The sequence below is a fragment of the Mesorhizobium sp. M1E.F.Ca.ET.063.01.1.1 genome, assembly GCF_003998155.1.
Classification (GTDB): domain Bacteria; phylum Pseudomonadota; class Alphaproteobacteria; order Rhizobiales; family Rhizobiaceae; genus Mesorhizobium.
This window is the reverse complement of sequence record NZ_RZSC01000001.1, coordinates 98,993-111,189: the sequence shown is the minus strand read 5'-3', so window position 1 is coordinate 111,189 and position 12,197 is coordinate 98,993. Positions and strand designations below refer to the sequence as shown.

General features: G+C 59.8%; 4 protein-coding genes and 9 pseudogenes. 10 read left to right on the top strand and 3 right to left on the bottom strand.

The window, feature by feature from the left end; genetic code table 11:
- A partial coding sequence (locus tag EOA29_RS42670) for a DsbA family protein (RefSeq protein ID WP_281058453.1) occupies window positions 1-199 on the bottom strand: 199 nt, incomplete at its 3' end.
- Window positions 200-278: 79 nt separating this feature from the next.
- Window positions 279-1,282 (bottom strand): annotated as a pseudogene (locus EOA29_RS00535) (magnesium transporter CorA family protein).
- A gap of 40 nt (window positions 1,283-1,322) precedes the next feature.
- Here EOA29_RS00535 and EOA29_RS00530 point away from each other — a divergent pair.
- From EOA29_RS00530 to EOA29_RS43720, 9 genes and pseudogenes are all read left to right on the top strand, one after another.
- Window positions 1,323-2,031: pseudogene (locus EOA29_RS00530) on the top strand (KUP/HAK/KT family potassium transporter); the annotation flags it as partial.
- A gap of 132 nt (window positions 2,032-2,163) precedes the next feature.
- Window positions 2,164-3,418: pseudogene (locus tag EOA29_RS00525) on the top strand (IS256 family transposase).
- A 60-nt stretch (window positions 3,419-3,478) separates the two neighbouring features.
- Window positions 3,479-3,801, top strand: a pseudogene (locus tag EOA29_RS42665) (insulinase family protein); the annotation flags it as partial.
- A gap of 61 nt (window positions 3,802-3,862) precedes the next feature.
- Window positions 3,863-4,069, top strand: a pseudogene (locus EOA29_RS43730) (hypothetical protein); the annotation flags it as partial.
- A 49-nt stretch (window positions 4,070-4,118) separates the two neighbouring features.
- On the top strand, window positions 4,119-4,607 hold the full coding sequence (locus tag EOA29_RS43725; protein ID WP_348628843.1) for an insulinase family protein: 489 nt from the start codon (window positions 4,119-4,121) through the stop codon (window positions 4,605-4,607).
- Window positions 4,608-4,958: 351 nt separating this feature from the next.
- Window positions 4,959-6,796, top strand: a pseudogene (locus EOA29_RS00510) (HipA domain-containing protein).
- Window positions 6,797-6,997: 201 nt separating this feature from the next.
- Window positions 6,998-7,053: pseudogene (locus EOA29_RS43960) on the top strand (hypothetical protein); the annotation flags it as partial.
- A 20-nt stretch (window positions 7,054-7,073) separates the two neighbouring features.
- Window positions 7,074-7,580 carry a DUF977 family protein gene (locus EOA29_RS00505; RefSeq protein ID WP_245468301.1) on the top strand — a complete coding sequence of 169 codons (507 nt, stop codon included), beginning with the start codon at window positions 7,074-7,076 and terminating at the stop codon, window positions 7,578-7,580.
- 706 nt (window positions 7,581-8,286) lie between these two features.
- Window positions 8,287-9,762: pseudogene (locus tag EOA29_RS43720) on the top strand (NAD-dependent succinate-semialdehyde dehydrogenase).
- Here the strand turns inward: EOA29_RS43720 and EOA29_RS00495 are convergent.
- Window positions 9,759-10,080 (bottom strand): annotated as a pseudogene (locus EOA29_RS00495) (hypothetical protein); the annotation flags it as partial. The pseudogenes EOA29_RS43720 and EOA29_RS00495 sit on opposite strands and share 4 nt — an antisense overlap.
- Before the next feature lie 759 nt (window positions 10,081-10,839).
- Here EOA29_RS00495 and EOA29_RS00485 point away from each other — a divergent pair.
- Window positions 10,840-11,988, top strand: coding sequence for a TlpA disulfide reductase family protein (locus EOA29_RS00485; protein ID WP_127220046.1), 1,149 nt, complete (start codon window positions 10,840-10,842; stop codon window positions 11,986-11,988).
- Window positions 11,989-12,197: the final 209 nt, after the last annotated feature.

Genomic DNA, 12,197 nt, shown 5'->3' with positions numbered 1-12,197 from the left:
TGGCGATGAAGCGTTCCAGCGTGTGAATCTTGAGCACACCTGAAATCACTTCGTCGCCGAGAACCAACGCCGGCGTGACGTTGATGTACAGCTCCTTGGCGAGCGCGCAATTGCGCTCGAGGACGTTTTCGATGGCGCGGTCTTCCATGTCCCGCTTGAGCTGCTCAACCTCGAGGCCAACGTGTCGTGCGATAGTCAAGATGTCGAATTCGCTGAGCTGCGCGACCGCTCCGGGACGTCGGACTTTCAGTAAGCGCCCCGAACCAGCCTATTTCCTTTCACAGCCAACCGCGCCGCTTGAAAAAGAGATACGGAACCACGGCGGAGAGCACCATCAGACCCAGCGCAAAAGGATAGCCCAGAAGCCATTTTAGCTCGGGCATGGCATCGAAGTTCATGCCGTAGATCGAGGCAACCAGCGTCGGCGGCAAAAACACGACGGCAGCGACCGAGAAAATCTTGATGATCTGGTTCTGCTCCAGATTGATGAGACCCAGCGTCGCGTCCAGCAGGAAGTTGATCTTGTTGGACAGGAAGGTCGCATGGTCGCTGAGGAACGTGGCATCGCGCTGGACGAGCTTGATACGTTGCCGGATTTCCTTCTGCAACTTGCGACCGGACGACGCGACTGCCCAGCTGGTCGAGTCACTCGCGCTATGGTAGGCGACGAGCCGCGCGATGCTCACGAGACTCTCCTGAATTTTCGTCAGCAGCTCACCCTTCCGGCCGATTCGCTCGACAAGGGATTGAAGGTTGCGTGTTTTCTTCGAGGCGCTCGGAGACGTGTTGCGAAAAATTTCGCGTGAGAGTGCATCAATCTCGTCGCCGACGCGCTCAAGCGTGTCGGCCGCGCGGTCGATGATCGCTTCGATCAGACCCAGCATCACCAATTCGCCGGACGTGCAGGGAGGCCGCTAGTACGCTGTGCTTTCGCCGCATAGATCAAGAACGGCTTCGGTTCGGCGTGGCGGACAGTGACGAGCGTCTGGCCCTTGATAACGAAGGTAACCGGCGCTTTGACAGGGTCCTCGCCCTCGATATTCGCGACCGCGGTGATCGTCATGAACTCGGCGCCGTCTTCATGATAAAGACGGTCCGACAACTCGATTTCCGCCATCTCGTCGCGCGTCGGGATATCAATGGCCAGATGCGCCTTAACAAGCTTCACTTCCTCAACAGTCGGGTTGAGGAGGTCGAGCCAGAGAGCACCGAGAGCTTCGGCCTCCGGCAAGCCGTCAATTGCTGTCAGATGGCCGTTCTGGCCCGTGTAGATGCGCAGCATTTATGGCCCCTTCGGCAAGGCAGTATGCCGCCCGCGGAGCCTTTCCGTAACCGGGGCTGAAGCGCTCTACACTGATCTCGGTCATTTTGGCCGCCGGCCGATTGTGCTGGCTTGGCTGGCGATCGCATTTCCGTGCCTGCTGCTTAACAATTTCGGGCAGGGCGCGTTCGTTCTTTCCCGAGGCGGGACGATCTGACATCCATTCTTCGAGATGACCACGGCTGGACGTTGGTGCCGATGGTGGTGATGGCTACGGCGGCAACTGTGATCGCCAGCCAGGTCGTGATTCCGGCGCTTATTCACTTGTGCGACAGGCCGTCCAGCTCAACATGCTTCCGCGCTTCGAAATCCGGCATACATCCGAAATGCAATTCGGGCAGATATACCTGCCGCGCGTCAACCTGCTGCTCGCATGGTCGGTCATGTTGCGGTCATCGGCTTTGGTGAGTCCAGCGCCCTCCCGTCAGCCTATGGCATATCGGTCACGGGCGAAATGGTTGTGACGACAATCCTGCTCCACGTCGTGATGAGGCGTATCTGGAGGTGGACGCTCCTCCCGGCGCTCGCCTTGCGCTCATCTTCGGGGTGGTCGATGTCGGCTTCTTCTCGGCGAACATCATGAAAGTGCTCGACGGCGGCTGGGTCTCAATCCTTGTCGCCGGCGTGTGGTCGTGATGACTTGGGTTCGCGGAACCCGCCTCCTCTTCGAGAAGTCCCGCAAGAGCGAATTCCCGCTCGATTTGGTTGCCGAGCAGATGACTGCCAAGGTGCCGTCGCGGGAGTGGTTGGAATTGTGAGTTGGCGTAGTCTCCGGGGTGTCAACCTCGAATCATCCGGCCTTGCGGTGCCGGACAGGAGACTACGCCATGACAAGGACTACCATGAAAGCCGAAGCCTTTCATCCGGGGGATGAGGCGACGAGCTATCTTTTCGACAACTGGTTTGATCCGATCGAAGCTGGCCTGCGCGAGCGGGTGCGCGGCTTCATCGAGACGATGCTCGAGACCGAGTTGGAAGCGGTGCTTGCCCGTCCCCGTTATGGCCGGCAGCCGGCGGCGCGCCAGTGATGAGACCACCGGTGTCGCCGGCCACCGCCACGGCAGCCGGACGCGCACGCTGACGGGGACCTTCGGCACCACTGAGATCACGGTTACGCGGGCGCGCCTCGATGTCGACGAGGACAAGACGGTGGAATGGAGGAGCAAGGCTCTGCGCGCCTATCAGCGGCGCACGAAGGCCGCCGACGCACTGATCGCGTCGAGCTACCTGGCGGGCACGAACACGCGACGCGTCCGTCGTGCGCTTGCCGCCTTGTTCGGCGGCGCGATCGGCAAGGACGTCGTCAGCCGCACCTGGCGCAAGGTGAAGACGGACTGGGACGCCTGGAAGGGTCGCTCGCTGGCCGACGAGCCCGATCGTGCGCCTGATCCTCGACGGGACGGTGGTTCGTGTCAGGCTCGACCGCAAGGCGACCTCGATCCCGCTGCTCGTTGTCATCGGCGTGCGCGCGGACGGCCACAAGATCCTGCTCGCGGTCAAGAACATGGGCGGCGAGACGACCGAGGCCTGGCGGGCGATCCTCGACGATCTCGTCGCACGCGGCCTCCGCCGCCCTGAGTTCCTCATCGTCGACGGCGCACCCGGCTTGGACGGGGCGATCGCTGGGCTGTGGGACGGGGTGCCGGTTCAAAGATGCACGGTTCACAAGCACCGCAACCTGCTCGCCCACGCTCCCGAGCGCCTGCACGAGGAGATCAGCGCCGATTACACCGACATGATCTACGCGGCCACGCCGGAGGAGATCGAGAGCCGCCGCAAGGCGTTCCTGCGCAAATGGCGGCTCAAGTGCCGGGCGGTGGCCGACAGCCTGGAGGAGGCCGGTGAGCGCCTCTTCGCCTTCACGCGCCTGCCGCCGAGCCAGTGGAAAAGCGCACCAGAACTACAAACGCGATTGAGCGTCTGCATGAAGAGTTCAAGCGGCGCATCAAGACCCAGACCGTGCTGCCTTCGGCCGAAACCGCGGCAATGTTGTTCTGGGCGTTGATTGCGTCCGGCGAAATCTCGATGCGAAAAATCGACGGATGGCACACGCTCCCCGCCAAGCCACTCGATCAGCAGATTGACCTCGCCGCATGAACCGATAACCTCAATTTACCGGAGGCTGCTCCGCCAAATTCCAACACGATCCGCTACGGCACCGACTCCAGAGCCTTCTATGACAAATATTACACGCCCAGCAACGCCGTCCTGGTGGTGGCCGGCGATGTCGAGCCGGAAACGGTCAAGGCGCTGGCCGATAAGACGTAGGGAACCGTGCCGACGGCTCCTGGTCTAACCCGCATCCGCCCAGTCGAGCCGGAGCAAAACGCCAAGCGCACGGTGACGCTGACCGGCGTGCGCATTTCGGTGCCGCGCTTTTCCACGCAATGGATGGTGCCGTCCTATCATACGGCCGCACCCGGCGAGGCCGAGGCGCTCGACTGCTGGCCGACATCCTCGGCGGCGGGACCCGCAGCCGAGGATGTCCGCCAGCAGTTTTCGACCGCATACGCGCCCAGCTTCTCTCCGAAATCATTGCCAATGAGCGCGAACCTCACGCGATCGCCGAGCTGGCCTGGCGGCGCGGATCTACGGCACGCATCCGTATTCGAGACCGCCCAAGGGAGCCTGACCAGCGTAACGCCCGCCGATCTAAGCGCCTTCCACAAAGCCGCTTTCGCCCGCGACGGGCTGCATGTGGCGGTCGTAGGCGACATAGATGCCAAAGCCCTAAGAGCAAGGCTCGACCGCCTGTTCGGCGATTTGCCTCAGAAACAGGCGCTCGCCCCCGTACCTGATGCCACCCCGAAGCGGCGAGCGGACGCAGGTCGCATACGCCCTCCCCCAGACTTCGCTCCAGCTGGCTTTTCCCGCCATGGGACGCAACGACCCGGAATTCTACGCGGGACAGCTGATGAACGATATAGTCGGAGGCTCACGATTTACCTCACGTCTGTTCCAGGAAGTGCGCGAAAAGCGCGGCCTTGCCTACGGTGTCTCGTCCAGCTTGGAAGCCTACCAGCCCAACATGCTTGTCGTGACGACGTCGACGCGCGCCGACAGGGCGGCCGAGACGCTCGACCTGATAAGACAACTAATCAAGGAGCTGGTGGACACAGGCCCAACAGCGGCCGAACTCGAAGCGAGCAAGAAGTATCTGATCGGCGCCTATGCTATCGACAATCTGGGTTCCTCCAGGTCGATTTCCGCCACGCTTGTCGGGTTGCAGCTCGACAAACTCGGCATAGACTACATCCAGCGCCGCCCTGCCTCATCGAGCAGGTGATCCTCGACCAGGCAGGGCGGCGGCGAAGAAGCTGCTTTCGGCCGAGCCCGCGATTATGGGCGTTGGCCCGTGACAGCGAATAATCCCACGCTCTACAATAGCTGAAGGACCCGCCGACCTACGTGTGGCTGATCCGACTATGGTGTGGCAGAATGAACGCCTTGAGTTCTGCCTGCTCGCCCTCGCAGACCAGGTTCTCTCCCGTGGTTCGATTCCCGACCCGAAGAACGCCGTCGTTCCGAGAAAGTATTCTAACTTTTGCGTATACCAAATACGGGAAAGTTAGAAACTCTTGAATATGAAGCGGATTTTGCTAGCTTTCCCGTATCTCAGACACGGGAAAGTTAGAAAATGGCCCTCCACCTCGTTGGGGAAAACATCGATAAAACCCGCAGCCACTATCAGGCTGAAACGGGCAAGCTCGTCCAGCTAATGCGCGGCATCTATGTCGATGCCGGGGAGGATATCGAGGCCACGATACTCAAGCACGCCGTCCGCATCGCCAATACCTGTATCCCAACGCTTACCTCTCGGCGGCGAGCGCTGTGCTTCTCGGCCCGACCCGGGATGGCCGCCTGTTCCTGAGCGGGCGACGAATACAGCGCAGGCGCTTGCGCTTGCTGGAAATCATTCAGAACGCAGCTCCCGACCACCCATCAGTCGCTCAAGCGATTGTCGATGATGGAATGGGAGAATTCCGGATCGACGTCTCCTCGATGCGCCAGCGCTTCCTCGAAGCTTTCCGCCTGCGCAGCGAACACGCGGCATCCATCGACGAGACGATGCGCGAGGCAATCGCGAACCGCCTCATAGAACAATACGGCAGCGCCCAGGGCGCTGCCGACGCGACATGGGCGCTCGCCCGCGCGAACCAGTGGTATCGCGAGGGCGAGCACGCCGAGCGCTTTTTCCTCCGCCCTCCACTGACCACAGAACCCGCACGCAACGAAGCCGCGCTCGATCTGATCGTGGCGTGGCACGGCGCTCCGCTCCGAAATCTCACACATGATGGTTTTGAGTGGCGCTGGAATCCAGACGATCAGGGCCCGCCACTTGTTCGCCAGACCACGCCGGGCAAGCTCCCTCCTTTCATTCTGTCGCTGCTGCCTGAAGGCTGGCTTGCGTCAGTGTTGAACGACCGCGACGAGCGCGCGACGCTACGCTCGGGCAAACGCTACATGTCCAACATCACCATCGTCGAGCGTGCGAGCGATCTCTCCGCCCTGCCGCCCGACATCCTGTTAACCCGGCTCAATGGCTTCACTAAAAACACTGTCTTCACTGGCCAGTATGCAGGGCCGGGTCGCGGCGACCTGGAGCAGAGTTTCGAACGCAATCTCGCACAGATATTCGAGCGTACCGATACGCCTCGCCTTTCGGGTGTTCAGATCAAAGCGCCTATGTTCCTCAGTGCTGATGGCACCCTCTCTCCCAGTGTCGGCCGGCCTTTTACCCACATTCTCAAACCTGCGGGTACGGGCGGATTTGAGGCCCTGCCAGTTGTCGAATGGCAGTCGCTCGCTTTGGGCAGCGCGGCCGGTTTCAAGACGCCCGCGACAGCGCTCGTCCCGATGCCTGACGGGATGCCTCCGGCGCTACTCGTGGAGCGGTTCGATATCAGAACGGGCCTCGAGGACAAACACCTGCTCGCGCTTGAGGACTTCTGCTCGGTACTTGGCGTGCCCACCGAAGCAAAATACGACGGCACGATGGAGCGCATCGCGCGGGCACTAAGGCCGCTATCGACCTCTCCCGAAGAAGACGTCCTGCTTGTCCTGAAGCGATCCTTATTCGCCTGGCTGATCGCCGATGGCGACATGCACCTGAAGAACATGGCACTGCTGGAAATCGCAGAGCCCGGCAGCACGCAATTCAGCTCAGTTCGCATGGCTCCGCTCTACGACGCGGTCACGACTGGCGTGTTTCCACGCCTCGAAAAAGACCGGATGGCCCTCAAGCTGAACGGCAAGGACGATCGTCTGCGGCGCGCCGACTTCAAGGCTTTCGCGAGCACGGCTGGCCTCAAGGCAGCCGATGCGGATACCAGCATCGACGATCTTGTTGCAGCCCTCTCACGCGCGCTCAACCACCTCGAATTGCCGCCGCCTCTATCAGACGGCTCTCAAGGCGCGAAGATGGCGGAGCAAATGCGCGCGATTGTCCACGAACGCATCGAAGGGTTTGCATAGATGATCGATCTAACTGATACGCCGGTTTCCATGGACCGCACTTCCCAGCCGTGATGGGCGAGACCGCCCCGACAAAGCTTGGCAAGGGCTCGAAAGTTCAGGCTAATGATAGATGCTCAGTGGAGGGCCTATCTTCTAGCGCCGGCGACGTAGCCGCTCGATCGTCTGCACAATCCCTTCGGGCGTCGGCTGGCGCAGTCGATGCGGTCGAGATATCTGCTCGTCGCAGCAATGTTCACGGTGGTCTTTTTGGAGATCCATCCATTCCAGGACGGCAATGGAAGGCTATCGCGTTCTGACGACGCTTCTGCTGATGCGCAGTGGCTATGCTTATGTGCCTTACTCTTCGCTCGAAAGCGTGATCGAGAACAGCAAGGAGGGCTACTATCTGGCGCTTCGGCAAACTCAAAAAACGATCCGCAGTCCGAGGCCTAATTGGCAGCCCTGGGCTGTTTATTTCCTGCGCGCTCTTCAGCAGCAAAAGCAGCGGCTTGAGAAGAAAATCGAGCGCGAGCGTCTCGTGCTCGGTACGCTTCCGGAACTCTCCCTTCAAATAGTTGAAGCCATCAAGGAGCGCGGGCGAATGACCATTGGCGAGATCGTCAACCTGACCGGTGCAAACCGGAACACCGTCAAAAAACATGTGGCAACCCTGGTCGAAATAAACCATCTAGCCCAACATGGAACCGGCAAGGGAACGTGGTACGGCAGACGTCAACACAGACTACTTTATGTGATTCAACCCAGGAAACGCACTACGTCCATTTACGCGAACACCATATGATAAGGAACACTCTTTTCGAGCTTAATCCCCCGGGCAAAAAGTTTTCGAGGGCTGGTTGCCGCCGCCCTCAGTGCAATTAACCGGTATTCAGTTCCAGCTTGCCAGCAGCGGTTATCAGCGTGGAGTCGATGGTAAGTCCTCCTTTGAAGGCGGTCGCATTCGAGGGGAATGCTCTACAGGGACGACCCGCCGTAAACGACGTTCTTTCGAAAATCCCCGACTTCTTCCACCACAACGACCCCCCCTCTCGTTTTTTGGGGCGCGACCTGCACGGTCCCGAGCCCAGCTTGCAGATGATCTGCGTGCCTACGGTCGCAAAGAAGGCATCACCGTGCTGATTCTCGATTGTGGTCCCTTTTGATTTTCCACGCCCGTTTGTGGCGCTCGCGATGGGGCGCGGCAAGATCGAGGACTTTTGAAAGCAATTTCAAATCCGATGATGCTCAAAAAAGGCATTTGGCTGCACTGCTGCTATTCGGACCGATGGCCGGTACGCGCGGTGGGGAAGCCGATGTCCATTGTTCAGTTTGCACCTGATGAGAACCGCAAGCCATCGACCAGAAGAGTTCAAGAATTCTCCCTTTCAAGTTGAGTGGAATGGTCTACCAGCCGTATGGCCGAGGCCCTATAAGGAACCCGCAGGTGCGGAGTACACGCCGAGGCTCTGCCGATTATACATATCAGCTGCCTTTGAGAGGAACCCGGTTTGCCCCTGTGCCTGCCGATGATCCGCCACCTGAAATCCCCGGACCTGTTTGGCGCCGTCCATCGCCTGCCGGCACTCGGCAGACCGGTTGGCAATAAGACGTTCGAGGTCGTCAATCCGTCGACCGGCGAAGTTTTGGCAGAGCTTCCCGATATGGGCGTGGAGGAGACACGCGCTGCGGTAGACAAGGCCTATGTCGCGCAGCCTGGATGGGCGGCGCTGACCGCCGGGAGCGCAGCGACATTCTTTGGCGATGGCATCAGCTGATCATCGACCATGCAGGCGATCTCGCCGCGATTCTGACTGCGGAAATGGGCAAGCCGTTTGCCGAAGCCAAGTCGGAGGTTTCGCATGCGGCCGCGTATCTGCAATGGTACGCCGAAGAAGCCAATCGCATCTATGGCGAGACGATCTCCGCACCGTCTACAGACCGTCGGATGATGGTGATCAAAGCAGCAGATCGGTGTCGTCGGCACGACTACGCCATGGAATTTCCCAGCGTCGATGGTGGCGCGCAAGATCTCGCCGGCCCTGGCGGCGGGCTGCGCGATCGTGCTCAAACCTGCTGAACAGACGCCGCTCGTGGCAGGTGCAATATTTGCCCTCGCGCAGCAAGCCGGCTTTCCTGACGGCGTTGTCAACCTGGTCTATGCGTCCGAAGGTGATCGCGTGGGGCCGCGAACTCTGCTCCAATGCCAAGGTCCGAAAGATCAGCTATACAGGCTCCACTGAGGTTGGCCGACTGCTCATGCGCCAGTGCTCGGACCAGATCAAGAAGGTCAGCCTCGAGCTCGGCGGCAATGCGCCCTTCATCGTCTTCGACGACGCGGATATTGACGCTGCCGTTGACGGCGCGATCCAGGCGAAGTTCCGCAATGCCGGCCAGACTTGCGTTTCATCGAACCGGCTTTACGTCCAATCGAGCGTTCACGATGAGTTCGTCGAGAAGTTCGTGGAGAAAGTCCGGCACTTATCGGTTGGCGACGGCTTCGCTCCGGGAGTGGACGTCTGACCACTCATCGACATGCATGCTTTGGCCGAGATCGAGTCCCACATCGCAGATGCCGTTGCCAAGGGTGGGATAATCGATGCGGGGCCAAACGTATCGGCAAGGATGGCACCTTTTTCAAACCCACAGCCTTCACCGAGATCTCCAGCATCATGGCGGTTGCGCAAGAGGAGACTTTCGGGCCGTTGGCGCCGATCATCCGCTTCCACGATGCGGATCAGGTTGTCTGTGAGGCAAACGACACGATTTACGGGCTCGCCGCCTATTTCCATGCCTCGAACCTGAGGCGTGTCTGGCGCGTGGCCGAGGCATTGGAATATGGCATGATTGGCATCAATACGGGGCGTATGTCTTCGGATGCGGCGCCCTTTGGCGGCATGAAGCAGTCCGGCATCGGGCGGGAGGGTTCCCGCCACGGGCTCGAAGACTACCTCGAAATGAAGTACCTCTGCATGGGTGGAATCTAAATGACGTCGCCCCGAGTTTCTCCAGTTTTGGGTTCGTTTCCGGCGTGGGTTGTGCGCTGCTGGGCGGGTGAAGCGACGGGGGCTGGCGCGGAGCCTTTCGCATAGCGCAGCGCGAGCGACCGTCGCGGATTGAAGGTGGTGGCGAACTTGGCCGGTGTCTGCCAGGCGATTTGGGAGTGCGGCCGCGCGGTGTTGCAGTCGGCGCGCCACAGGCGATAGCGATGCTTGCCATGCGCATGGAATGCCATTCGACCGGTTCTGATCCGCGCAGGAGAGGATGGCGTTCGAGATGAACTGGCTGGCATTATCACTGACCAGTGATGAGCCGGTCAATTCCCGGGCAACCAAGTGCCCTCGACCGTGCTGAATAGTGCGCCTTTGCCATACCGGCGGATTAGCGCGGCCGACCTTACTTCGGCATGATGCGAGCAATTTCTGCACCAGGCGCGCAACGTATGCCACTCCCTCAGATCGCCCAGCGATACGTCTGGGCCTGCATGTTTGCTGCCTTCTGCGATGGCTTGCCGACACTTTCGGCTCGCCGGGTGTGATGATCTTCTTCTGCGTCTTTCCCTCTCGGCGATATTGCCGTTCGGCCGTCCCGACCAAGGCCAAACCTCGGGCCGTTTTCCCGTTCCCGGGTCGAGCTTGAACGTCTCGTCGATGATGTTCTGGCGTGCTGCGAGCTCAACGCCGAGGCGCTTGGCATCGATGCATGGCACGACATATTGCGGCGGTGTCGCACGTGTTCGACGGTTTGGGCTTCAGGATCGTGCGGATGGGCCACGCTTTTCTGGCGGCGCGAAACACGGGCAATGCGCGTTCAAAACCTGACAAAGGCAGAAACTTGTCAGGTTCAATCCAACCGCCATCCGGGCACTGCGGAGGTTTTTCAAAGCATATTCATGCACTTGCGCGCTGAGCCCGCTGGCATGGACCTTGCAACGCTTGCAGCAGGACGGTATGCAATGGAGCAGACGAGGATGTTCTCTCCCCTGAACCGTGTGCCGTCTCTGAGAGGGAAATAAGCTCGTGCAGAAAATCTCACAACCTTTGACAACGGCTTTGGAGAACAACGTGGTGTTGCAGATCGAGTCCCCGGCTCCTTCGATTCAAGCGGAAACCTGGCTGCGTGGCGAGCCCCTCACCAGCTTCGAGCCCGGCAAAGTGTACATCGTCGAATTTTGGGCAACTTGGTGCGGTTCGTGTGTGGACGGGATGCCCCATCTGATGCAGCTGCAGGAGAAATACAGGGAAAGCGGCGTTGAGATCGTAGGAGTCGCGGCTAGTGAACGCGCTCCAACGGCCGATGAGGCCCGAAGCACGTTGGACGCTTGGTTGACGGAAAAGTTCCCGAATCTGAACTATCGGATCGCATTCGACTCCACAGGCGAAATGGACAAGCTTTGGATGGAGCCCAGCTTTTCTTTCTGGATTCCCACCAGTTTCGTGGTCGACCGAGACGGCTGCATCGCCTTTATTGGTGAACCGACGGAACTCGATGAGGTCTTGCCGAAGGTGCTTAACGGCAGCTGGCGCACCAGCGATCAGGCAAAATCCGCCGATGCGGAGCGGATCGCGGAAGGCGAACCCATAGCGCGCGAACAAGCGCTGAAGAAGCCGATCAAGGACAGATATCGGGCGGCGGTGGAGAAAAAGGATTGGAAGACGGCGCTCTCGGCGATCGAAGAAGGCATCGCCTTGATGCCGGACAACCTCGGTTTCCGCCGTTCTCATGTGAATCTGTTGCTTCACAAAATGAAGGACATGCAGGTCGGCTTGCCCGTCATGCGCCAATTCGTTCGCGACGCGATCAACAGAAACTCCGAGAATTGGATGGTTGCGGCGTTAGACGAGCTCTTCTTTCCGAATCTTGACCATTCGCACTTTCCGTCTGCTGAGCGCTTGGCGATGGGAAAACAGCTGTCCGAACACATCCTGGCACTGAATCCCCCGGAAAGCGACAAACGTAAGCTCCTGCCTTATCGTTTGGCAGCCCTGTACTATCACGAGAGCGGCAACAAAGATCGGGCGATCGAGTTGATCGAGATGGCATTGAAATCGCAGGGCGGTCCGGAGCGTATCCGGGACCAAGATGAACAGGACGAAATATCGCATTTGCTGCAGTTCCTGGCCTACTTCAAGGGTGAGAAGGTTTGTTACGGCGCTCTGTGTGCGGCTCCAAACAATGGCCGATTCGACAGCTGGTATACCGTTTGCGGCTGACCGCCAGCTTATGTGAGGGACAGAATTGGCCGGGCGGACAGCTCTTGATGCGAACGGCGCAAACCCCCGCCCGGCTTGCGAAATCACCTGGGCCGCTCTTTTGGACCTAAGTCCGAAGGACTGCGGCCTTCTACGATGCCCGCCTTTGTTTAGGCGGGCTATGAGCTGAGCTACGGGTTTTGCCCGCTTCTAACCGTTCGCCAGCCTAG

Coding starts and splice junctions, on each gene's coding strand:
- EOA29_RS43725 (WP_348628843.1), top strand. CDS start 4,119: ATGCCACCCCGAAGCGGCGAGCGGACGCAGGTCGCATACGCCCTCCCC.
- EOA29_RS00505 (WP_245468301.1), top strand. CDS start 7,074: ATGGAAGGCTATCGCGTTCTGACGACGCTTCTGCTGATGCGCAGTGGC.